Genomic DNA, 22,417 nt, shown 5'->3' with positions numbered 1-22,417 from the left:
CGAATATAGCTACTATACTGTAAAATAACTATAAGAAACAAAAAATGTTATGTCTAACAGCGTTTTATTAGTCACCTTATTAAAGGAGTTTTTATATGTTGGAATTGTTGATAACCATGATCGAACGCCTTGGAATCATAGTTACTATAGCATTTGTTTTAACCCGACTAAAATTTTTTAGAGATATGATTTATCAGGAACAGCTTCATTGTCGACAACAATTTACAGCCATTATCTTCTTTGGGTTCTTTGGTATCATCGGAACGTATACGGGTCTAAGTCTCGATACTCAAAGCTTGCAATTTGACCTTTGGGCCTCTGACCTTAATGCAGATGAAGCAATTGCCAATTCACGCGTAATCGGTGTAGTGCTAGGAGGACTTCTTGGTGGCTATAAAGTAGGAATTGGTGCTGGAATAATTGCGGGAATTCATCGTTATACATTAGGTGGATTCACAGCCCTTTCATGTGGACTAGCTTCCATTATTGCGGGCATTTTATCTGGCATATTTTATAGAAAACATCGACATGTGAAATTGAAGTCTGCCTTCCTTATTGGTGTATTGGCAGAATCTATTCAAATGCTTGTAATTTTACTTATTGCCCGTCCATTTGAACAAGCTTTGACATTAGTTGAAATTATTGGACTTCCAATGATTCTTGCTAATGGTCTGGGATGCGCTCTTTTCCTATTAATTATTAGAAGCGTGACCAACGAAGAAGAAAAAGCTGGTGCCATGCAAGCACAGAAAACGTTACGTATTGCTAATCAGACTCTCGCTTATTTAAGAAACGGGCTTAATTATACTTCTGCTAATGCTGTATGTAAAATAATTCATAACGAATTAAATGCAAGTGCCGTTGCAATGACCAACTTAACTGAGATTTTAGCACATGTTGGACTTGGTAATAATCATCACCGTTCAGAAAGTCCTATTCAAACACAGATTACTTTAGATGCCATTAAAGAAGGAAAAATCGTCGTTGCTAACCAACGATCCATTCATTGTCGGGATGAAGACTGTCCACTTGGTGCAGCGGTAATAGCACCATTAAAACAGCGTGGTAAAATAATCGGGACTTTAAAATTTTATTTTCGCACTGAAAAAGAAGTAACAAATGTAGTCATCGAGCTTATAACCGGACTTAGCACGATGATGAGTAATCAACTTGAATTAGCAGACGCTGATAAGTCCTATCAGCTTGCTAAAGAGGCAGAAATAAAAGCGCTACAGGCACAAATCAGCCCGCATTTTTTATTTAATACACTCAATACAATTGTTTCACTCATCCGGATTGACCCTGCAAAGGCAAGGAAAATACTAATTTCATTGTCCCATTATTTACGACAGAATTTGAACGTGACCACACAAAGTACAACAATGCTTGAACAAGAATTGAACCATGTAAAAGCATATTTAGCTATTGAAGAAGCAAGGTTTGTGAATAAACTAGAAGTTTTTTATGATATTGATAAAAGTGCACTCCTACAAACTATTCCTCCTTTAACTATGCAACCGCTAGTCGAAAATTCGATAAAGCATGGTTTTAAGGATAAAGAAAACAATTGTATTGTTAAAATATCGATAAAAAAAGAGACTGACGCAACGATCATCGAAATAGAAGACAATGGTATCGGAATGAGCAAAGATAGATCTGCGCAAATTGGTAAACTCCAGCTTTTATCTGAAAAAGGAAGTGGATTAGCATTATACAATGTAAACCGCAGGCTAACGATGATGTTCGGTGACCAAGCAGCATTAAAAATAAATAGTGAACCGGATGTAGGAACGGTCATTACCTTTTCCATCCCATTCATAGAGGGAGAAAATCAAAATGGAAACAACTATTAAGACTTTAATCGTTGATGATGAGTTATATAACCGTGATGAACTTAAATTTTTATTAAAGTCCTTTTCTACTATTCAAATTGTTGGTGAAGCAGAATCTGGGGAAAGCGCTATTATGAAAACCATTCAACTGCAGCCCGATGTTATCTTCTTAGATATAGAAATGCCACTAATGAATGGGATAGAGACAGCCAAGGCATTAATAGAACTAAAAAAATCACCATTAGTTGTTTTTGCAACAGCCTATCCACAATTTGCGGTTGAAGCTTTTCGTTACGATGCAGTTGATTATTTATTGAAACCGTATGACGAGGATCAATTAAAGGAAACCATCGAACGAATTGAGAAAAAATTGGGGCCATCTAAAGAAATTTCAATAGAGAAAACTACTGGTAAATTAGCCGTTGAAGCGGACGGGGAAATTTTTTATGTAGAGCCAAAAGACATCCTTTATATTTTTCGTGATGATAAAATTACGAAGATTATTGCAAAATCGGGAGAGTACGAGACGAAAACGCCTCTCAAAGATTTGGAAAATCGCCTAAGTACCTATCATTTCTTTCGGATTCATAAAGGGTATCTAGTAAATCTGAAATATGTAACTCGTCTCACTCCGTGGTTCAATGGAGCCTATCAACTAAAAATGGAAGGCATCGATGAGATGCTGTCAGTTAGTCGTAATTATGTGAAGGCTCTAAGATCAAAATTAGAAATTTGACATAAATGCCATTGCATTTCAATCACGTTTAAATGCATTATAAATCAAATATTCAACATTTTAAACACAGAATCCCCCTTCAAAATTACTTGTCTATTATACTTATAATGTAAACGGATTCAGATAAAGGGGGAAAAATTTATGATTACATTTTTAGCCGGTATTGCTCTATTAATTATTGGTTATTTCACTTATGGAAAATTTGTAGAGAAGGTTTTCGGGGTTAAAGAAGAACGTGCAACACCTGCATATGTAAATGGTGATGGTGTTGACTATGTTCCGATGGGCACAGCTAAGAACTCCTTAATCCAGTTATTAAATATCGCAGGAACTGGACCAGTATTCGGTCCAATCATGGGAGCGCTTTACGGGCCAGCTGCCTTTATTTGGATCGTTGTGGGTTGTATTTTTGCTGGGGCCGTTCATGATTATTTAACAGGCATGATCTCTATCCGCAACCGCGGTGCACATTTACCTGAACTAGCTAGCAAGTTTTTAGGTAAAGTAATGAAACATGTTGTAAATGCCTTTGCTGTTCTACTTCTGTTATTAGTGGGTACAGTCTTTGTAACAACACCGGCTGCCTTACTTCATGTGTTGACAGATGGGAAAATTGCTTTGAGTGTCATTGTCGTTGCTATTTTCCTTTATTACATTTTGGCTACACTACTACCAGTTGATAAAATTATCGGTCGCTTATATCCGTACTTTGGTGCCGTACTGTTGATCAGCGCGCTTGGTGTCGGAATCGGTTTAATTGTAAAAGGCGCTCCTATTCCAGAGCTCTCATTAAATAATTTTCATCCTGATAATGCCCCAATTTTCCCATTAATCTTTTTCACAATCACTTGTGGGGCTCTCTCAGGATTCCATGCTACACAAACGCCAATTATCTCTCGTACTACTCAAAAGGAAAAACAAGGACGTAAGATTTTCTATGGAATGATGATCGCAGAAGGTATTATCGCAATGATTTGGGCAGCTGCAGCAATGAGCTTATTCGATGGATATAATGGATTAAGTGAAGTTCTTGCAGCTGGCGGTCCAGGAGCTATTGTTAGTGAAGTTTCAGTTAGTATGCTTGGCGCAATCGGTGGAACACTTGCCGTTCTTGGTGTTGTTGTATTACCGATCACGTCTGGTGACACTGCGTTTAGAAGTGCAAGGATGATTATAGCAGAATATTTGAGCATTGCCCAAAAGAAATTTTCAAGTAGATTATGGATTGCGATCCCTTTATTTGTAATTTCAGCTGTGTTAACACAAATCGATTTCAACCTTTTATGGAGATATTTTAGTTGGGCTAACCAAGCAACAGCCGTAATTGCTTTATTCGTAGGTGCGATGTATTTATACATTGCAAGAAAAAATTACTGGATTGCTCTTGTACCAGGAACCTTTATGTTACTGATGGTGATCACCTATATTCTAAATGCTAAGATTGGCTTTGGGCTAAATATGGGTACTGCCTGGATTGGCGGTTATATTGGAACGATCATTCTAGTTTTATTATTCTTTAAAGCAGCAAAAAAAGCTCGAGCTAATGCTCTTCCGCTTGAAGAAGATATTTCCGACTGGAATAATGTTGCTTAGCGAGGGACTTGTAGTAGCTTCCTGATTAAATAAAAATGAGATTGACTCAAAAGTTATTCGAAAACTTCTTTTGATTTCAATCTCATTTTCTATTAATTGAAATAAGTGTACCTACATAAATCTTTTTTCAAATTCTTCAATACCACATGGCTTACCAAAATAGAATCCCTGAACGTGATGACAATTTTGTTTCAGTAAAAAAGTCAACTCCTCTTCTGTTTCGACTCCTTCTGCGATGACATCCATTTTTAAATGCTGAGCCATTTTGATCATGGCAATGGTAATCCCTGCATTCTCCGATTCACATGATATATTTTGAACAAAAGTTCGATCAATTTTGATTCCATCCAGTTTAAACGTTTTCAGATAATTAAATGACGAATAGCCAGTACCGAAATCATCGATATAAATTCTAATACCCATCTCTTTTAATTCGTGTAATGTTTGCAATATATATTCTTCATTTTTCATGATAGAGTTTTCGGTAATCTCAAATTCTAACCATTGTCCATCTAGTTGATATTCATCTAGTAATTCCCTTACTTCCTTGGAAAAGTCTTTCTGTAAAAACCGTTGAGAACTGATATTTACACTTATTGGAATAAGTGGAATTCCAGATTTCTTCCATGCTACTAACTGTTCACACACTCTTTTCTTCATCCACTTACCTAAAGCAACAATAAGTCCGGTTTCTTCGGCTAATGGAATAAATTCGCCAGGGGAAATTAATCCTAACGTAGGATGCATCCAACGAATCAATGATTCAGCACCGACTGTTTCTCCTGTTCTTGCATCCACACGCGGTTGAAAATGTACGATAAATTCATTATTGATAATCGCTTTCCTTAAATCTCGTTCCAATAGGAATGATTGGTAATTTCTCTCATCCATCGACTGATCATAGAGTTGATACATATTACGACCTAAATCTTTTGCTCTATATAATGCTATATCCGCTTTTTTCATTAATTCTACTGTAGTTGTTCCGCTCGTTGGATATATACAAATCCCGATACTGGCAGTAATAAATAACTCAAAATCTTCAATATAAAATGGTGAAGTTAAATTCTCAATCAAGTTGTTTGCGATTTTAATAGGCTCCTCCTGGCTATGAATAACCGGACAAAGAACCATAAATTCATCACCACTAATACGTGCTGCAAATTGCTCATCTTGATCAATGCTTTCTAACAAACGTACTGATAGAAGTTCAAGCAGACGATCACCAATTAAATGCCCAAGAGTATCGTTAATATGCTTAAATCGATCCAAATCAATAAACAATACAGCGAGCTGTTGCTGATTTTGTTCAGCATGAACTAATGATTCACGTAACTTTTGTTCAATCCATCTTCTATTTGGAAGCCGTGTTAATTCGTCATGATGAGCTAAATAAGCATTAGTTTCTTGAATTTGTTTTTGTTCAGTAATATCTTTTCCAATAGAATAAACACCTTTAATTTCCTTATCTACAATAATCGGTAGAAAGGTAACATTATACGAAAGTTTTTTACCGAGCTTATTAATAATATCTATTTCAAAATTTTGCGGATTTCCTTGAACAGCCTTTGCAAAATTACTTTTTACTATATCTTTATTTGTTTCTGTAAAAACATCTTGTAGCATTAGATTTTCGATCGTTTTTTTTCGCATTTTTAAATATTCTTCTGTACGAGGATTCGTATTAATGATTTGTCCATTCGAATCAAAGGAAATTACAAAATCTTGACTGTGCTCAATAAGAGATTGATACAGTTGTTGATTTACTTCAAGCTTTCTCTGGGTTGATCTCAATTCTGTTATATCATGAACAGTTCCCATAATTTCAATTACTTGAACACCATGTTTAATTGGTGAAACATCTACATATAAAAGCTTTCCACTTAATTCAACCTCATAATTAACGCGATGTCCTTCAAATGCTCTTTCATAATAAGATTGTTTTAATTGGGCGATGTCCTTTGAAAAAACATCCTGTGGAGTTTTGTTAAACAATACCTCTGTATTAGCCTCTATTTCATCTAAAAGTTTCCCTTCTCCCATGGTATAAACAAGATTTCCACATTTATCCTTTTTCATTTTAAATATCCCATTTTGAAGGTTTCTCATTGTATGGATAAAATCATTTTTCATGGCTTCTTGTAGTTCTTTTTCCATATTTACTCGTTTCGTTATATCTGTACGAATACTTACATATTGGTATGGCTTTCCATTATCATCTAAGAATGGAACAATCGTCGTATCTACCCAATATAAGCTACCATCCTTAGCTTTATTTCGGATCTCGCCTTTCCAAATTTCTCCGTTTGAAATTGTGCGCCACATTTCACGAAAAAATTCTTGAGTATGGTAGCCGGAGTTTAGAATCTTGTGATTTTGTCCAATTAATTCTTCTTCTTTGTATTTTGAAAGCTCGCAAAACTTTTGATTAGCAAGCGTTATCATCCCTGCTGCATCTGTTATTGCGACGATTGTCGAGGCATCTAATGCTAACTTTATATCGGCCAGGTCCTTACTTAACGACCTCATCTGCTCAGTTCTACTTTTACCTTCTAATAAGTCTTTCACATAAATCACTTCAAATAACTCATTGTTAACTGTAAGAGATTTAGATTGAATTTCTATCGGGAAACGATGGAAATATCCCCTTACACCGCTTAATATTTTTTCATTTTCATCGTTCAATTCACCATGATAATTGGGTATTAATGTATGGATAGATCGATCCTTACACTCACTACATTTAACGCTAAACATATTTTCAGCCAAAGGATTCAAATACTTAATAATCCCTAAAGAATTAATGACCAAAATACACTCTGTAATCTTGCCAAATAGTTGTATAAATGGCTCACGTTTATTAAGATAAAGTGTCATTTTTTTATTCATAATTAACCTCACTAGTAAAATAAATTAGAACTCGATTTAAATCACGAATTACCTATTATTTTCAGAAAACCTTCGTCAGAATTCGGATCTCCTTTTTTTCATTTTCTACGAAAAGTCCTTCTATGTATAGTACTAAAACAATAGGAATGTTTTCCTGTTTTGAATTTTTTTATAAGAAGGAAATAAGATATAAAAACAAATACATTCAATTTTAGCTAGTGTTTCCTAGCTACAAAAAAACTAATAAAGACGACTATCCATCTATAGATGAAAGTCGTCTGCTATACGTTAGCAAATTTTTTTTTGTAAATGTAATAACTCTTGTAATCATACACAAGTAAACGATTGAATTTGTCTAAGACTTACACCGAAGTATAACCACATAAATCAATTCCATCGGTATCCTGATACAGAATTTCGACCAACAAATGTAGGATAATACCAAAATTGCTGACGATTACTTAACCATACATACGTGTATCTGAATAAGCATCTTCTAATACTGCCAGGATCTACAGCAAATGCTGCTGCTTGTTGTGTTTGAGTTGGTACATACGCTGGTGGTGGCGATGTTGGTGGTCCAGTTTCCGTTCCTTGACTTGGTGGGCCAAATGAAGGTGGGGAGCTAGGTGGCCCTATTGGGGGTCTTGGTGGTGGCGTTGTTCCTATCGGTCCTCCTGGTGATGGGAAAAATGGACTAAAAAGCCTTTCATCAGAGATTGGTTGGTTACCATAATACGTTTGCGATGGTATTTCGTAACAGTAAGGTCCGTTTATATATGGACTATGGTAATAGATATCATAATTTAAATACATAGGATGCACTCATTTTGTTTGAAGTTTACATCATCATATTCACTAGTCATCAGTCTATAAACTTGTACAATTAAAAGTGTGTTTTTGCCTAATAATCTATATAAAAATCGCATCAATGTGTTATTTCCGATTTAAAATCACCATTAGTGCTAATATTATCCTATCGTCCTTTACACACCCCTTATGGTTATCAACCTACATTTGACAGCATTATATGTATGAAAAAATATTGTCAATGATAAATCAACAATAAGTTTACATAATATATATTTTGACTAGCAAAGATGTTATAAATGAGACCTTTGTAAAAAATACATAACTCTGTAATTTAAAATTAGTATGAAAGCCACAAACATAAACCAAAATATCTTTGATAACTAAGTTGAAAAGGATGTCTGTTATGAAAGGTATTTTCTTAATGATTCTGATTTGTTTATATTTTTGTCCCAGTAAAATACAAGCTCAGGTAGTTTATACAGAAAATATCTATACATACGATTCTTTGACTGAAGATATGGTTGAGCTTTCTCAAACTTACCCTGAGTTAATTTCATACAAATCTTTAACTACGACTGAGTATGGAAGAAACATTTGGGCAATTAAATTGGGGCACGGAGAGACGTCAATTTTATTAAATGGGGCACATCATGCACGTGAATGGTTGACTAGTGCACTTTTAATGAAAATGATCGAAACTTATGCAGATGCTTACAAAACAAAGCAAACAATAGAACACCTTGATCCAAATATACTCAATGGAATATCGATTTGGTTTGTCCCTATGGTAAACCCAGATGGAGTTACCCTACAGCAATTTGGTATACATGCCTTTCCAAGATATCTCCATACAGAACTACTTAAAATGAACAAAAGATCTGTAAACTTTAAAAGATGGAAGGCAAATCTAAACGGAATAGACCTTAATCGTCAGTATCCTGCTAATTGGGAAAACATTAAAGGAGTTTCAAAAAAACCGAGCTATCAATTTTATAAGGGCTCTTCTCCCCTTGAAGCAAAAGAAGTAAAAGCTCTCGTTGACTTCACCTACGAAATAAAACCGGAAATTGCGGTTTCATATCACTCCTCTGGCAACGTCCTATTTTGGGGATTTAATCAATGGGGATTAACTCATACAACTAATTTCACTAATGATTATTACCAGATTGCAGAAAAAGTTTCGGGAATTACAGGGTATAAGTTAGAAGAACCCGCTTCATACCAACAAGGTGGGGGCTATACAGATTGGTTTGTGGAAGAGTTTGAAAAACCAGCATTTACTGTTGAAATCGGATCTTTAATTAAAGAAAACAGCCTTCCTCTTGCTGCTTTTCCGTCAATTTGGGAAAGAAATAAATCGATAGGACTGTTTTTAGCAAAGAAGGCGAAAGAGAGAAAAATGAGCCTACGATAAGATATATATTAAAATTATATAGCCATGGTTAAAAATGGTGCCTTGATCCTATATTTATCAAAAATATCGGATCTAGGTACCACCCAAATTTACTAATTACCCCTTTGATCTTCCCGATTCCTTTGGACGTAGTAAATTAACACTATTACCATAGTATTAAGCACGGAAATGTGGTAAAGTTTGTTATAGACGGTATTTTACTAGTCTCATATATCTTTACTAATTAGAACCCTACTAAATTTTTCACTTTTTAACTAGAAATCATACAAAAAATAAATTGTGCTTATGCAGAGGTAAATCTATATGTTTTCATTACCCAATCCTAATGAAGTTATTTTCCTTCAAGGGGAATATTCTACTCCAATCGTTTTTTTATCTATAGTAATTGCTTTTTTTGCATCATATACAGCCCTTTCTATGAATGAACGAATACAGCAAAACAGCTTTTTCCATAAATATTATTGGCTCGGACTTGCTTCGATCGCCATGGGACTCGGAATTTGGTCGATGCACTTCATAGGAATGGCTGCCTTTATGATTCCAGTTCATATGAAATATGATGTTACGATTACGATCATTTCAGTTATTCCTTCGGTCATCGCATCCTTTCTAGCTTTCTATTTTGCCAGTCGTACAAAACGATCTGTACTCTCATTTATGCTGTCAGGAATTATTATGGGACTTGGGATTTCTATAATGCATTATGTAGGAATGGCTGCCATGGTAATGGAGGCTAATTATGTTTATAAACCAGGACTGTTTGGACTATCGATTGGACTAGCTATGGTTGTTTCACTTATTGCAATATATATTTTTTCAACGAAACAAAGACTTATGAAGAATTATATAATAAAATCTTTAACAGCTTTATTGCTTGGGCTTGCTGTTGCAAGTATGCATTATACTGGTATGAAAGCAATTGCATTTTATATACCAATTTCTTCAAATAACCTGATCATTGATCACCATATGAACGAAATGAATACGCCCCTGCTAATTTTAGGTGTTTCAATCGGCATATTCATCCTCCTATTTTTGTCAGTCATAACAAGTATTTTAGATCGGTATGTACATTACCGATTAAATTATTTTGATTCTTTAACGAAGCTACCTAATCGAAGACAGTTTGAAAAAAATTATAACATTACTTCAAATTCTAGAATCCTAGCTGTATTACACATTCATGAGTTAGATAGGTGGAATGGGGAAAATGGATATGATTTTGGCGATGAAATCATTCAAAGAGTTGGAGAAGTTATGTTTCGTTTAAAACCACTATCGGTAGGAGTTTATAGAATTAAGGGAAATCGCTTTGCTCTCCTTACGGATGATGCTCGTGATTTCGAGCGTTTTAAGGTTGCAATGAGACAAATACTATCTACTCTCTCAAAACCACTTGAAATTAACGATCATCTCTTATCATTAAAAATGGTATGTGCATATTCTACTACAGATAAAGGATCAGACGTAAATAAGTTATTTGACAACACTATGGCTGTATTAAACCATCCAACTATTCGTTATGAAAATGAAGTGATCGAATATGATCCTGTAATTCATACGTATACGTTTGAACGTAACCTACTAGATAGAATTGATCAAGCAATGTGTAATAATGAATTATATCTCGTCTACCAACCCAAGTTATGTCTAAAAACGTATACAATAATTGGTGTTGAAGCGTTGCTACGTTGGGAGCATCCGATTCATGGAATTATTTCTCCAGCGGTGTTTATCCCGTTATTGGAGGAGAATGGAAAAATGTTCAGAGTAACGGATTGGATAATCGAGGAAGTCTGTAAACAAATCGATGAATGGAAATCATTAAGAAAACCTGTTTTGCAAGTTGCAATCAACATACCAGGACCTTATGTTACTTCCCCAAAACTTATCAAAACTTTAAAGAACAGCATTGAACAGTATAACATTGAGGGGAAATATATAGAATTAGAGATGACAGAAACTAGTGTTGTAAAGAATATAGAAAGCGCTATTCAGGCTGTTAATGTTATGCGAGAATACGGATTTTCAGTTGCTCTTGATGATTTTGGAACAGGCGTTTCATCTTTATCTTATCTTAAACGTTTGCCTATCACAACATTGAAAATTGACAAATCCTTTATTGATGGTATACCTGATTCTGAGAAAGACTCCGCTATCATGAAAGCAATTATTGCGCTTAGTACTTCATTAAACTTAAATATTGTTATTGAAGGTGTAGAAACAAAGGAACAAATTGATTTTCTTACCGCGATGAACGAATCTCTAATCATTCAGGGTTACTACATTGCTCGTCCTATGAATGCAGAGAAACTTCCTGATTGGCACACAGATTTTACTATACGCCAAGATAAAATTCTGTTATAAATAAACAACCCCATTTCTAAGATGGGGTTGTTTATTACATTTCTTGATTTTCTCGTTTTTCTGTAATTTTCTCACGATAGTAATTTTCACTGACTGTAAACTTAACTGTGAATGAAACGTCTCCAGCAACTTCTTTTTCAAAAATATAATTTGATTCATTTTGTCTAATATCTGTTACACTAAATTCCGCTTTAATATTAATTGTTAATAATTTATTAGATGAATACATTGTGATACTTGGGTTACCATTTTTGATAACTTTTTTGTTAAAAAATCTCTTATTAAAGAAAATAGTGTAATACAGTTCATTTCCACTCTTTGAAACCTTTTTATCTTCGAAAAAATAAGCATCTGCTACTTCAACTAAATTTTCTTTGGAAAGCCCTTCAATATCAAGTGTCAATTCAACTTTATCTTCTTTCGAAGGTGAAATTCTGATTTTTGTTTTAGCCACGTGTACCCCTCCCAGATTTTTTAGGGACTCTGTACAGGTTCTATGCATAAGTATAGTAAAAGATGCCTGTACCTGCGTCCCTTTTATATAAATCACTAATAAAGGATATCCGAATAATTGCATGCTACGTGTCTTTCGGATTTTGAAACATAAGGCATCTGATATTTTATCGCACCAGAAAATCCATACTCCTCAACACTTCTTCAGGGTATTCTTAGTAAACAGATTCACAAAAGTAATACATTATAGTAGTATATCCGCATCGTTTAAAACAATCGCAAAAAATAAATTATTTTAGAATTTGGCTTTTATGTATAAATTGTCCAAGGTGTGTCAGAACCACGCTTCACAAAGGGACTTTAATTACTTTATTCGAAACCGTATTAAAACATAAATTTCACCAGTTTTCCTCTATGTTTTTGACTAAGGTAAACAAAAAAGAATAAATGATCACATATGCTTGCCCAATTGTCAATTCTTCTTTAAAACCATCTACATGTTCTAAAGAAAAGTTTAGATCCCACAAGCCATCCTCATTATTAAACATGAGATCAAATGTAGCTCCATTACTCTGTAATTGGTTCCTGAGTTGGTCTTTAATTGTAGTTCCCAATTTCTTAGGGAACCTTAATCCTAACATCACATCATATGTACCAAACACATCATCTATTTCAAAAGAAATAGCATCTACTCTAACAAATTCTAGCCATTTAGACTCAACAAACATAAATTCATTTATATGTTTTTTAAAATAGTCGATTGGTAGCTTTAAAAATGCATTCGTTTCTTTTGCTATTACATCATCAGTTAGTTTATTCCCACGCTCGATGTATGCTTCATCAAAACGAGAAAGAGGTTCTATCTCTTCTACCGTTACTCCATCCGGCAGTAAACGATACTGCTCAGCATATTCCTTCTCATCCCTAAAAAGTTTAATGACTTTACTATTATTTTTTATTTGGTCTTGGAGATATTGATTAATTGTTTCTTTAAGCAAATTGTTATCCCTCCTACTGTTTTAGATCTATTTAAAGTGTATCCAAATACTGAAGCTTTTCACCTTATAATTATCAAAAGTAATGAACAATGATTATTTCTCATCATACCACAAAAGATTCTGCATTTAACAAACAAATGCAGGTATTTTTTAAAATAAAATAGGCGCCTAATTTGGCGCCTTATGTGTTTTTTAACAAGTATGAACTTTTTAAGAGGTCTGAAAATACTGTTAAAGTTTCCAAGATGGAAAGTCTATTTCTTTTTGTTTTTCATAATCCTTCATTCTCGAATATGCGTTACCTAAATTATTAACAAGAAATCCCTGTGGACTTGATGTTTCTTTATTGCCGTTTATTTCCTCTAACTTAATCTTTGCAAACATGTTTGCAACTGTGGCTAAACTTGCAATTGTGTCCATTAATTCAGGGTTGTCATTGTGGTTGCTTTTAGAAATGGAGTAAATATAATCAAGTCTATTTCTAATGTACTTTAGAGTCTCGATATCTTTTAGTTCCTGTGCATTTTTCATATTATTCCACTCCTCACTAATAGCTTATGTAAGGAAAGTGAATCTTGAACCATATTAAGTGAATAAAACTTGTATGAATACAATTTATATATACGAACTAATGAATTAATGATGCTCTCAAGGTACTTACACCATTTTCCAAATAGCTCTTTAAACAAGATAGCATATATACCCAACCACCTTTTTGATCTAGCATTTTATTCATTATTTCAGGATCATCTTCACGGAAACCTGATTCGGTAACTTCAATTATGGTACTTCTATCTTCTAATTCTTTTAATACGATAGTAACAACCGTTTCTTCATTACTTTCCGATCCCCAGGTAAACACGATTTTGGAATTGTCCACTATTTCTACAACCTTTATATCTCCTACTGCGTTGTATTCATCATATCTCAATGTAATTGTCTTTCCTTGATCCCATCTTTCAGAACTTGATGAGAACCAAAAGTTCCCAATTTTAGCAGGGTCTACTATCGCTTCAAACACCACATGTGCAGGCTGGAGTATTTTAAATTTTGTAATTATTTGAGTATCCATAAACAAAATCACTCTCTTTCGAAATATTTGAATTCATTTTATTATAAAGGGTTTATTGTTAACATTCAAAAAGAGCACTTCTTCTTTTGAAAAAATGCTGTTAGTTATTAAGTACCGAAGTTATATTCCCCTGGAATTCGATACGACGACCATGTGATTAGTTTCAGCGACCCTTTCTACATTAAATACTACAGGCTAATAGGCTTATTTTTAAATGTATGACAAACTTTTATGGGCACTACTACTTTTTCATTAACAATATATGAATAAAACCAAATGCATAATGACAAATATATAAAGAGGTTTCGTGTAAGAAAGGGTGGTTACATGGGAGAAAAAGAGCACCTAAAAAATCAAGTTCTTTATATTACAAATCCTGCATATGATGCACTTCATTCAACTAGTGACGTATCAAATGACCTCAGTGAGCCTTATATAATTAACAATAGAAATCAAAGTGATGAAACTTAATAATTCCTTAAGAAAGAATTAATACCTTATATAAATAGTAAAAAGGCGATTACACTAATTGCGTATCGCCTTTCTGCTATTTAATAAATATAAGCTACTACTATAGGTATAGTTTCCTAATCAACTATAAATTCATTTCAAGAGCTACTGGACAATGGTCGCTCCCCATAATATCACAGTGAATTTGGGAATCAACTAACATTTTAGTTAGTCTTTTTGATACGATAAAATAATCAATTCTCCAGCCAATATTCCGTTCTCTAACTTTATTCATATATGACCACCAGGAGTAAACATCATCTCGTTCTGGATATAGATATCTAAATGAATCAACAAACCCTGCAGCGAGTAAAGTAGTCATTTTACCTCGTTCCTCATCCGTAAACCCTGAATTCCCTTTATTTGTTTTATAATTTTTCAAATCTATCTCTTGATGGGCCACATTCAAATCACCACATAATATAACTGGCTTGTTTATATCAAGTTCTAATAAGTAATTTCGAATATTTTCTTCCCACTCTAATCGAAAGCTAAGTCTTGCAAGATCGCGTTGAGAATTTGGAGTATAGCAATTAACTAAATAAAACTCCTCAAATTCTAATGTAATCGTGCGGCCTTCTCTTTCCACAATGTCCTCACCAATCCCATAGCTAACTGATAGTGGTTTCCTTTTTGTAAAAATAGCTGTACCTGAATAACCTTTTTTTTCAGCATAATTCCAGTACTGATAATAATTATGAAGCTCTAATTCTATTTGTCCCTCTTGTAGTTTTGTTTCTTGGATAGAAAAAATATCCGCATCTACATCATTGAAATAATTTAAAAAACCTTTTTTTACACAGGCTCTAAGACCATTAACATTCCATGATACAAATTTCATTTGTTCTTTCTACTCCCCTTGCAAAAAGCGACTAGTAGATTAATCGCAGTTTCATAGTTATCTGTTGCTAAAAAATAAAATAAAAATAAATAGTACAGGGATCCCTACTCCTAGAGATCCCCTACTTAAAACTCAACTGTACTTAATGATTGGTGCCCCTGCCAAGGACTTTTATTTTAACACATTTTTTTGTCGTTCACTAACTAAGACTTCTTATTTCCTTTAAACATTAGAGCTAAATGATGTCTCAACTCTTTTTAACCATTCATTTATATTTATATTGCTAAAATTATATTAATAAATCCTTTAAGTCAGCTAATGTGAGTAAATCAACAATTTCGTAACCCTTTCCAAGACCTCTAGGCTTTACTACAACTGTACCCATATTTGGCAGCTGTCCTAAACCAATACCTTCTTGGAAACTGTGAGCAACCATTACTTTATTCCTTCTATGCGATGGCTCCTTTTCAAGGACTGCTCGAAGGTGAGTTAAAATTCTTTCTTGTTCTCTCTCAGATAAACTGCCACCCAACCTATAAAGGTCTAATAAAAAAGGATCAGTTAAAATATTTGAAGGGTTGAATGCCAATTGCGCAGTTTCAATAGTTCTACAAAAAGGACTAGTAAGAATTGGATACAAAATCGGTACACGCAATTGACGCAGGATCTCTCCATAAAAACGAGCTTGTTTTCTTCCAACTTCAGAGAGATTTCTTTGGGTGAAACAGTTTTGAAAATTTATAACTGCATGATCTTCTCCAACAGTTGCTTCCGCGTGACGAGCATATAAAATATAGCCGCCCATCCTTAATAATTTGGATAAATTATTTTTCATTTTTTCATACCTCCTTTCAAGTAGGTTTTAGATTATTGATAATGTATGTTAAAAAACGATAACGGTTTACTTTTATATGATCCAAAAAAAAACACATGGGGAAGTCACTCCCATGTGTATATAACCCTAAATAAAAATATTATAGATCTTCCTTTTAACTATTTATTTGGAACAAATATGCCTCTCACTATGAATTTTAGAACTTACATATCTAGTTATGTTTAAAAAGCAATTTAATAAGAACTCGAGCGGTCTCTGAAAACTAATAGAAGAAGAGTTCAGAGTTTCCTTCATGGGGGAATTTTCTTTATACTCCATATCTTCCCTAACATGTGAAGTCCAGTTACATAAACTTCTAATTCTTTCATCCCACTCATCGGGATTTTGTGTTTCGATAATTCTTTTTCTTCGTTCTCTTATTTGGACTTCATCATAATATTTTTCGACTAAATGAGGGATACCATTCCAGTGTTCTTCATCAGGCAATACCGTCAATTCCACTCCCTTCTTCTTAGCGATTTCCCTTGCAGCAATAACTCCTAACTCATAGATAATCTCACGCTGACCTTGGTATGTTTCTATTCTTGCGACACCCGAATTCCATTTACCGATTGTAAGTTTTTGAACAGAAAGATTTGCAGGAACAGGTATTTCTACACCTCGTTTTGTATGCACAAATATTTTCTGACCGTTCTCATTCTTTGAAACACGATCCCAATCAACAAAATAACTAGTAGACATATCAGCGATTCCATTATAATGCAGAAAGCGAGGCACAAGTGGTATATAACGAACAAAATAACCGTCTTTTCGACACTTAGCTGCGTTCTTTATATCGTGTTCCCTTACATCGTGCTGTTTAAGCTTGCACTTGCTTCGTAAAGGGTCAAAATTAGCACAAATTTCACAAGTAGGAAATGCTATTTTAGTGTGTTGGCGGTTCAAGTGTTTCATCTTTGTATCCCTCTCATCTGTGTAATCTTTATAACTCAGAAAATATGGTTTGTTGGCCTTCTACAATATCTTTAGTAGTATGTTGTAACAACATAATTGCAATTTGACAAACTAGTTTATCTTGAACATTTTCAGCATGCTGCTTTTTAGTTTCAAGCTCTAATATAGTATAAGTAGCTATCAATTCTTGAATTTTATTTAATAAGTATTTCATGACATGATCCTCCCTAATCTCGTAAACTATAAAATTATTTAATATTTTTTGGCATTTTCTTTTTCTTGGACGTAATTTTGTATGGAAATAACTTTTTCAGTTTTTTTTTTAAAAGAAAGTTTCTTCTTGTGCTGATTCTGATCATTAGGCTTTTCTTGATAAATGGCCTTCGCCTCTCGAGCATCCCAAAAATTTGACCCTATGTTATCAAAGTATTTATCACCTGAGTAATGGTAAAATTGAATGTTTCGTGGCATTTGCTCTGGGTATATGTCTTTCGGAAAGTTCGAGAGACCTTTAGCAGACTCACCATATATCTCCATAAGAGATGTTTGGAACTGTTTATTAGCATCCACAAAGCTTTCCCCGAAATAGGTGCCAGGCATGACTTCAATCCATTTCACCTCGCTTACATAATCATCCTTATTGAACATACTCGTAAAACTTCGATATCGTACGAACCCCCATGTAATGGAAAGAACCCAACATCCTAGAATGAACAATGGTACACCAAATGCAACCTTTGCATAACCAAGCCATAGCTCATTCCAAAAATAATGAAAGCCCCATGCAGTGGCAATATAAATAAGAACCCCGCTTATCACGATACCACCAAATGAAACATACCAAAGATAAGGACTAATTAATTGTAAATACGTATAACGTGGACCAACAAATTGATTATTTTTGTGCAAATAGACCGTATTTCTAAACCAACTGACGACATGTCTATAGAAAGTGTATTGATCATCGATATCCTTTCCGTCGAACGATGGACAAGGCTGCATTAGATATTCTAAAGCAAGCCCAGGTACGTATGGACTTCCTATGTAACGTTGTACATCTAGCATAAATTCACGTCTTCGGAGCTGTTCTAACGTGCGTACATACCACATACGAAAATAGCTATACCGGGCAACTAGGATCATTAAAAGGATTGTAGAAGTGTAGGTATAAAAAATATCATAAAAAATGTGTTCAGCAAGCCACCACCAAACATTCCATGGATGCTCCCAAGTCGTCAGGAGTTCAATGATCTTTACAGGAATATAACTAATTAGCAATACAGTAAATCCTACTATCGGGAAAAAGATAAGCCACATACCTAAAGGATAAAACAAACCGTCATCTTTCCATTCATGTTGCATTCTAATATACTCCTAGTATTATTTTGATTTATTCCACTCACATTCTACACAACTTTAGGAACGGGTTTATAAATAATTTTGTGATCAGGTATTTTACCTAGTACATTCTCCAAGTGAATCACACGGTCTGCTTCCTCACGAACAGTGCTTGCCGGTGCTTGGCTAGAGAGCACCGCATATACTTGTGCTCCATTTTGCTTGGCAATTCGGATTGGCATTCTTGTGTCCCCATCCGCACTTAACGAAACGATTAGATCAACCTTGTGACTTAAATCAACCATTGTTAGACCATAAAGCATATCCACTTCTTTTTCTTTAAATTTACCATTTGGTAATTTTACACAATATCCTAAGTGAGTTTGAATACCATCATATCTTAACGACTCAAAAAAACGATATCTTTTCCTAGATCTCTCCGGATCATCAGCAAAATTTGGAATCCCGCCAAATATATGGTATTCAGTAAATTGAGGATCCAAATTAACATATTTCACAATTCCAGAAAATAAATCCTTCGTACGTTCTAACCCATGAATACCTAAATTGTGTAGCTGGTTCATAATGTTATTTTCATCCATTAAGATAGCAACCCTTTTTAGGGCAGTAAAATCATTGATATAACTTGATTTCCGATTCGTATTTTCGAACATATTGACTCCTCCATTGCATTTTATAGTGTCTTTTTATAAAATAAAAAGCATAAAGAAAACTTGTTTAAAGATAAGCAACTTGTTTCCGTTGTATTTGTAGTATAATGAAATATTAATTTTTTTCAAATAGTAATTACTGGATGCGGAGGTTAAAGATTGAATGAAAAATGAACAAAATGATATTGAGAAAAAAAAGAAGGAATTTGGTGAACGGTTACGAATGGCGAGACTTGTGCATAATCTTACTGCAGAGGAGGCAGCTGTACAAAATGGCATTACAAAAGGCGCTCTTTCAAGGTATGAAAACGGCTTAAGAGAACCTAGTTATAAAACAATAGAGAAACTTGCCGCATTTTATAAAGTTTCCACAGACTTTCTTGTTACAGGAGAGTTATTTTTAACTCACCCTGACCAAACCTTTCTTGACTTAGAGTCCGGTCAAATGATTAGCAAAGGGAAAGAAGAGTTTGAAATATCACGTAGGCTGTTAATTGAGAAAGTTAAAACTGTTGTAGAGAAAAATATCCAAGACATGGACCCCCTTACCCTAGCAGGACTGCTTCGTTTGGATAGAGATATGCTTACATCACTTTCTTATTTATTAAGAACCTTTTCTTCAAGCAATCTTCTCTTTGTCAAGCTTTCTCATTTTCAGGGGAAAGATGTTGATGATCTATTAATATTATTGGACAATGTGGAAAAGCAAAATAAAGGAGACACACAGTTGGACATCTTTTAATGATAAAATATAGGGGTAACACCATTAAAAGATATTTTGGATACTGCCCCTATTTATTTAAGTATTTCAGTACCAAAAAATTTTAAAATATTAATAGCTTATTTAATCGTCTTAAACTCTTTTCTCCACACATCTAAATTATCCTTATGCCTTTTTCTAAAGATTGTTGTAAAACGATACTTTTTCATCGCCAAGTACTGCTCAAAATGATTTTCTGATGCTTGCCGTTTTACGAGCTCTAAATACTCATAAGAATCATGAAAACGTTTCTTTATTTCCATTGAGTCTTGTGTAACATTACCATGACTTGTAATGAGTGTTTTTCCGTCTTCGTCCTTAAATACATTCTTCAAAGTCGTTAATGTGTTACCGTATTCTTTAAAGCTAAAATATACAAAAGGAAACTCAATATCTGATAGGTAGTCGCCAACAATAACCAATTTCTCAGATTCAAACACTGCAATGAGCCCATCGTCATTATGACCAAAAGCATGATAAAAGGTTATCAACGTTTTGCCAATTTTCAGCTGTTGCCCGTTCCCTTTAATTACATAATCAATGTTAGGATAAATAAGTTCATAAGGCCGTATAATATAAAATTCATGATCATAATGAATGGCATCCTCTAATTGTTTCTCTTTTTGCTTACTTATTAAAAACTGTTCACTTGCAATCGTTTTAGCATCTGGGAATGACCCATAACCGACAATATGATCAAAATCTGAATGCGTAAAAAAGAGATAAATAGGTCGGTTTCCCTTTACTTCATCAACAAAGCTACGAATTCCATCAATTTCACTTGGTAAATATCCAGGGTCAACTACCAGCACTAAATCATCTGTTATTACAATAGTAGTATTTAATTGAAATAAAGCGCTTTGAAATACAGTCACATTGTTTGTTTTATGGATAATCATACTGGCTCCTTTGCTACTCTAATGAAATGCTATCCCTTCAAATTAAAAGCTAAGAACACTTGTGGAGTAATTTCAGCACAAGTGTTCTTTAATGAATTATTTCCTTTCTTCAATCTGAGGCGGTTCTTCCATCCACCCGTTTTGTATCATAATTCTTGCCCCTTTATGTGCATATTCAAAAATATCTTTCATAAAGATTGTCATTTTGGTAGGTAAATCATTACGTAAGCTAAAGGCGGTTCCTAATGAATTCCCCCCCAAAGCAAAGCTACAAAAAAGACTTGTGCAGTATAGCATTAATTTATCCGAAAACGGTGCCACTGTAGAACGCGTAGCATTCCCCCCAGATGGTCCTGGGATTTGAATATTGCTTTGTAGTAATGTTTCGCTCAATTCCTTAATGATCCCTTTAGCCAATTCTGCTCCCTCTTTAAAATACTTTTTTACTTCCTCTTTGTTCCCACATTGAGCAAATCCGGTAATCATCTGCATCCCAGTGTTGTTTGATTCAATTGAATGATAAATTTGTGCTACTTCAACGGTATTTAGTGGTCGTTTCTCACTAAATGGATTAGCCGTAAGTCCGCCGAAATAACTTGTATCTTTTACAAATTCAATTACTGTAGGCATTGATACATAAGGCGACCTAGCTAGCATCCCTTTTTCAAGTAAATATTGAGTGCAACGATTGTAATACTTTTGAGTTATTGCAGTTAGATCTTTAAACAACATGACTATATCTTCCCGATATGCCATTGTAATATTAAGTGAATGCATACCCATACTAATCTCTTTTAAAAGCCGGATAAACATGATGTCAAAACCATTGTCATATAACTTAGGCACCTGTGTGTTAACATCTTCAGCTGTAAATCCTACTGGAATGACAGCACCTTCTTGTTGTAAGATACCTTTTATTTTGTCCACATAAAGATCTGTTTCGGTATACAAACTAGTTATTATTTCCGAAGCATGATTATCATCGGCTTTCTCTCTAAAGTATTCTAACATTCTTAGAATCATTGTTTTTTGTTGATATGTAAGCCATAAAGTACCTAACTCAGATGAAGTTATCGCAGGTTGATCAGGCATTTAGTAACCTCCTTATTTGCTGTTAAACAATTTATTTTTCACGTCCATAAGAAGGGCATGGTAAGCCATGAAAGTAGAACCATTGTACCATTAACAACACTAACACTTGACATGAACGGAAGTCTGTTGTTCTGTTTGAACGTTATTTTTGGTTTACCAAAACATATATATTTACGATAGTTCACAAATTTGTTTTACCTTTACTTTCGTAGTATGTTTTAAAACGCTCCGCATTATTTGCGAATACAAATATTTACTTAAAAATTCATTAGGCTATTACAATATAAACCTAAAGTTTTATATTGGTAAATGAAAACAAGCCGATAATTATAGGTTTTATGATGATTTCC

The 22,417-nt window shown here is 34.1% G+C and carries 21 protein-coding genes; 7 read left to right on the top strand and 14 right to left on the bottom strand.

Annotated features, from left to right (window positions below; all coding sequences use genetic code 11):
• Window positions 1–95: 95 nt before the first annotated feature.
• From C1724_RS19670 to C1724_RS19660, 3 genes are all read left to right on the top strand, one after another.
• A complete protein-coding gene (locus C1724_RS19670; RefSeq protein WP_102348479.1) occupies window positions 96–1,853 on the top strand; it encodes a LytS/YhcK type 5TM receptor domain-containing protein in 1,758 nt (585 codons plus the stop codon).
• Window positions 1,837–2,568, top strand: coding sequence for a LytR/AlgR family response regulator transcription factor (locus C1724_RS19665; protein WP_102348478.1), 732 nt, complete (start codon window positions 1,837–1,839; stop codon window positions 2,566–2,568). Before C1724_RS19670 ends, C1724_RS19665 begins: the two co-directional genes overlap by 17 nt.
• A gap of 141 nt (window positions 2,569–2,709) precedes the next feature.
• Entirely contained in the window at window positions 2,710–4,161 is a 1,452-nt protein-coding gene (locus C1724_RS19660) for a carbon starvation CstA family protein (protein WP_102348477.1), read from the top strand.
• Window positions 4,162–4,272: 111 nt separating this feature from the next.
• On the opposite strand, the gene C1724_RS19655 is transcribed toward C1724_RS19660, so the two are convergent.
• Both C1724_RS19655 and C1724_RS19650 read right to left on the bottom strand, forming a co-directional pair.
• The gene (locus C1724_RS19655; protein ID WP_102348476.1) at window positions 4,273–7,050 is read right to left on the bottom strand and encodes a sensor domain-containing protein; all 2,778 of its coding nucleotides are present in this window, start codon (window positions 7,048–7,050) and stop codon (window positions 4,273–4,275) included.
• Between the two features lie 387 nt (window positions 7,051–7,437).
• Window positions 7,438–7,866: a hypothetical protein gene (locus tag C1724_RS19650; protein WP_102348475.1), complete on the bottom strand. Its 429-nt coding sequence runs from the start codon at window positions 7,864–7,866 to the stop codon at window positions 7,438–7,440.
• Between the two features lie 400 nt (window positions 7,867–8,266).
• On the opposite strand from C1724_RS19650, the gene C1724_RS19645 reads away from it, so the two are divergent.
• Together C1724_RS19645 and C1724_RS19640 are read left to right on the top strand one after the other, a co-directional pair.
• On the top strand, window positions 8,267–9,277 hold the full coding sequence (locus tag C1724_RS19645; protein WP_102348474.1) for a M14 family metallopeptidase: 1,011 nt from the start codon (window positions 8,267–8,269) through the stop codon (window positions 9,275–9,277).
• 303 nt (window positions 9,278–9,580) lie between these two features.
• Complete coding sequence (locus C1724_RS19640) at window positions 9,581–11,644, top strand: bifunctional diguanylate cyclase/phosphodiesterase (protein ID WP_102348473.1); 2,064 nt, start codon at window positions 9,581–9,583, stop codon at window positions 11,642–11,644.
• 34 nt (window positions 11,645–11,678) lie between these two features.
• On the opposite strand, the gene C1724_RS19635 is transcribed toward C1724_RS19640, so the two are convergent.
• The 4 genes from C1724_RS19635 to C1724_RS19620 form a co-directional block, all read right to left on the bottom strand.
• Window positions 11,679–12,098, bottom strand: a complete 420-nt coding sequence (locus C1724_RS19635) for a hypothetical protein (protein ID WP_102348472.1) — start codon at window positions 12,096–12,098, stop codon at window positions 11,679–11,681.
• 397 nt (window positions 12,099–12,495) lie between these two features.
• Window positions 12,496–13,095 (bottom strand): branched-chain amino acid aminotransferase, encoded by a 600-nt coding sequence (locus tag C1724_RS19630; protein WP_258000468.1) that lies wholly within the window; start codon window positions 13,093–13,095, stop codon window positions 12,496–12,498.
• Window positions 13,096–13,326: 231 nt separating this feature from the next.
• A complete protein-coding gene (locus C1724_RS19625; protein ID WP_102348471.1) occupies window positions 13,327–13,626 on the bottom strand; it encodes a hypothetical protein in 300 nt (99 codons plus the stop codon).
• A gap of 97 nt (window positions 13,627–13,723) precedes the next feature.
• On the bottom strand, window positions 13,724–14,167 hold the full coding sequence (locus tag C1724_RS19620; RefSeq protein WP_102348749.1) for an SRPBCC family protein: 444 nt from the start codon (window positions 14,165–14,167) through the stop codon (window positions 13,724–13,726).
• 327 nt (window positions 14,168–14,494) lie between these two features.
• Between C1724_RS19620 and C1724_RS25765 the strand changes: the two genes are divergently transcribed.
• Entirely contained in the window at window positions 14,495–14,638 is a 144-nt protein-coding gene (locus C1724_RS25765) for a hypothetical protein (protein ID WP_180994358.1), read from the top strand.
• 124 nt (window positions 14,639–14,762) lie between these two features.
• Here the strand turns inward: C1724_RS25765 and C1724_RS19615 are convergent, their stop codons facing one another.
• The 6 genes from C1724_RS19615 to C1724_RS19590 form a co-directional block, all read right to left on the bottom strand.
• Window positions 14,763–15,518: an exodeoxyribonuclease III gene (locus tag C1724_RS19615; RefSeq protein WP_102348470.1), complete on the bottom strand. Its 756-nt coding sequence runs from the start codon at window positions 15,516–15,518 to the stop codon at window positions 14,763–14,765.
• 289 nt (window positions 15,519–15,807) lie between these two features.
• The gene (locus tag C1724_RS19610; protein ID WP_102348469.1) at window positions 15,808–16,353 is read right to left on the bottom strand and encodes a histidine phosphatase family protein; all 546 of its coding nucleotides are present in this window, start codon (window positions 16,351–16,353) and stop codon (window positions 15,808–15,810) included.
• 162 nt (window positions 16,354–16,515) lie between these two features.
• Complete coding sequence (locus C1724_RS19605) at window positions 16,516–17,307, bottom strand: hypothetical protein (protein WP_102348468.1); 792 nt, start codon at window positions 17,305–17,307, stop codon at window positions 16,516–16,518.
• A 28-nt stretch (window positions 17,308–17,335) separates the two neighbouring features.
• Window positions 17,336–17,521, bottom strand: coding sequence for a hypothetical protein (locus C1724_RS19600; RefSeq protein WP_102348467.1), 186 nt, complete (start codon window positions 17,519–17,521; stop codon window positions 17,336–17,338).
• A gap of 38 nt (window positions 17,522–17,559) precedes the next feature.
• Complete coding sequence (locus C1724_RS19595) at window positions 17,560–18,669, bottom strand: hypothetical protein (protein WP_102348466.1); 1,110 nt, start codon at window positions 18,667–18,669, stop codon at window positions 17,560–17,562.
• Window positions 18,670–18,713: 44 nt separating this feature from the next.
• Complete coding sequence (locus tag C1724_RS19590; RefSeq protein ID WP_102348465.1) at window positions 18,714–19,319, bottom strand: NYN domain-containing protein; 606 nt, start codon at window positions 19,317–19,319, stop codon at window positions 18,714–18,716.
• Between the two features lie 160 nt (window positions 19,320–19,479).
• Between C1724_RS19590 and C1724_RS19585 the strand changes: the two genes are divergently transcribed.
• Window positions 19,480–20,058, top strand: a complete 579-nt coding sequence (locus C1724_RS19585) for a helix-turn-helix domain-containing protein (RefSeq protein WP_102348464.1) — start codon at window positions 19,480–19,482, stop codon at window positions 20,056–20,058.
• Between the two features lie 98 nt (window positions 20,059–20,156).
• Here C1724_RS19585 and C1724_RS19580 read toward each other — a convergent pair whose 3' ends face one another.
• Both C1724_RS19580 and C1724_RS19575 read right to left on the bottom strand, forming a co-directional pair.
• Window positions 20,157–20,975 carry an MBL fold metallo-hydrolase gene (locus C1724_RS19580; RefSeq protein WP_102348463.1) on the bottom strand — a complete coding sequence of 273 codons (819 nt, stop codon included), beginning with the start codon at window positions 20,973–20,975 and terminating at the stop codon, window positions 20,157–20,159.
• A 96-nt stretch (window positions 20,976–21,071) separates the two neighbouring features.
• A complete protein-coding gene (locus C1724_RS19575; RefSeq protein WP_102348462.1) occupies window positions 21,072–22,067 on the bottom strand; it encodes a DUF3231 family protein in 996 nt (331 codons plus the stop codon).
• Between the last annotated feature and the right edge of the window lie 350 nt (window positions 22,068–22,417).

Origin of the sequence: Bacillus sp. Marseille-P3661 (genome assembly GCF_900240995.1) — a bacterium.
Lineage (GTDB): Bacteria > Bacillota > Bacilli > Bacillales > Bacillaceae_J > OESV01.
Note: the sequence above shows the minus strand (reverse complement) of the source record. Positions and strands in the feature narration are given on the sequence as shown.

Excerpts from the sequence above, each read along its gene's own strand:
- C1724_RS19670 (WP_102348479.1), top strand. The coding sequence starts at position 96 with ATGTTGGAATTGTTGATAACCATGATCGAACGCCTTGGAATCATAGTT.
- C1724_RS19665 (WP_102348478.1), top strand. The coding sequence starts at position 1,837 with ATGGAAACAACTATTAAGACTTTAATCGTTGATGATGAGTTATATAAC.
- C1724_RS19660 (WP_102348477.1), top strand. The coding sequence starts at position 2,710 with ATGATTACATTTTTAGCCGGTATTGCTCTATTAATTATTGGTTATTTC.
- C1724_RS19655 (WP_102348476.1), bottom strand. The coding sequence starts at position 7,050 with ATGAATAAAAAAATGACACTTTATCTTAATAAACGTGAGCCATTTATA.
- C1724_RS19650 (WP_102348475.1), bottom strand. The coding sequence starts at position 7,866 with ATGTATTTAAATTATGATATCTATTACCATAGTCCATATATAAACGGA.
- C1724_RS19645 (WP_102348474.1), top strand. The coding sequence starts at position 8,267 with ATGAAAGGTATTTTCTTAATGATTCTGATTTGTTTATATTTTTGTCCC.
- C1724_RS19640 (WP_102348473.1), top strand. The coding sequence starts at position 9,581 with ATGTTTTCATTACCCAATCCTAATGAAGTTATTTTCCTTCAAGGGGAA.
- C1724_RS19625 (WP_102348471.1), bottom strand. The coding sequence starts at position 13,626 with ATGAAAAATGCACAGGAACTAAAAGATATCGAGACTCTAAAGTACATT.
- C1724_RS19620 (WP_102348749.1), bottom strand. The coding sequence starts at position 14,167 with ATGGATACTCAAATAATTACAAAATTTAAAATACTCCAGCCTGCACAT.
- C1724_RS25765 (WP_180994358.1), top strand. The coding sequence starts at position 14,495 with ATGGGAGAAAAAGAGCACCTAAAAAATCAAGTTCTTTATATTACAAAT.
- C1724_RS19615 (WP_102348470.1), bottom strand. The coding sequence starts at position 15,518 with ATGAAATTTGTATCATGGAATGTTAATGGTCTTAGAGCCTGTGTAAAA.
- C1724_RS19610 (WP_102348469.1), bottom strand. The coding sequence starts at position 16,353 with ATGAAAAATAATTTATCCAAATTATTAAGGATGGGCGGCTATATTTTA.
- C1724_RS19605 (WP_102348468.1), bottom strand. The coding sequence starts at position 17,307 with ATGAAACACTTGAACCGCCAACACACTAAAATAGCATTTCCTACTTGT.
- C1724_RS19600 (WP_102348467.1), bottom strand. The coding sequence starts at position 17,521 with ATGAAATACTTATTAAATAAAATTCAAGAATTGATAGCTACTTATACT.
- C1724_RS19595 (WP_102348466.1), bottom strand. The coding sequence starts at position 18,669 with ATGCAACATGAATGGAAAGATGACGGTTTGTTTTATCCTTTAGGTATG.
- C1724_RS19590 (WP_102348465.1), bottom strand. The coding sequence starts at position 19,319 with ATGTTCGAAAATACGAATCGGAAATCAAGTTATATCAATGATTTTACT.
- C1724_RS19585 (WP_102348464.1), top strand. The coding sequence starts at position 19,480 with ATGAAAAATGAACAAAATGATATTGAGAAAAAAAAGAAGGAATTTGGT.
- C1724_RS19580 (WP_102348463.1), bottom strand. The coding sequence starts at position 20,975 with ATGATTATCCATAAAACAAACAATGTGACTGTATTTCAAAGCGCTTTA.
- C1724_RS19575 (WP_102348462.1), bottom strand. The coding sequence starts at position 22,067 with ATGCCTGATCAACCTGCGATAACTTCATCTGAGTTAGGTACTTTATGG.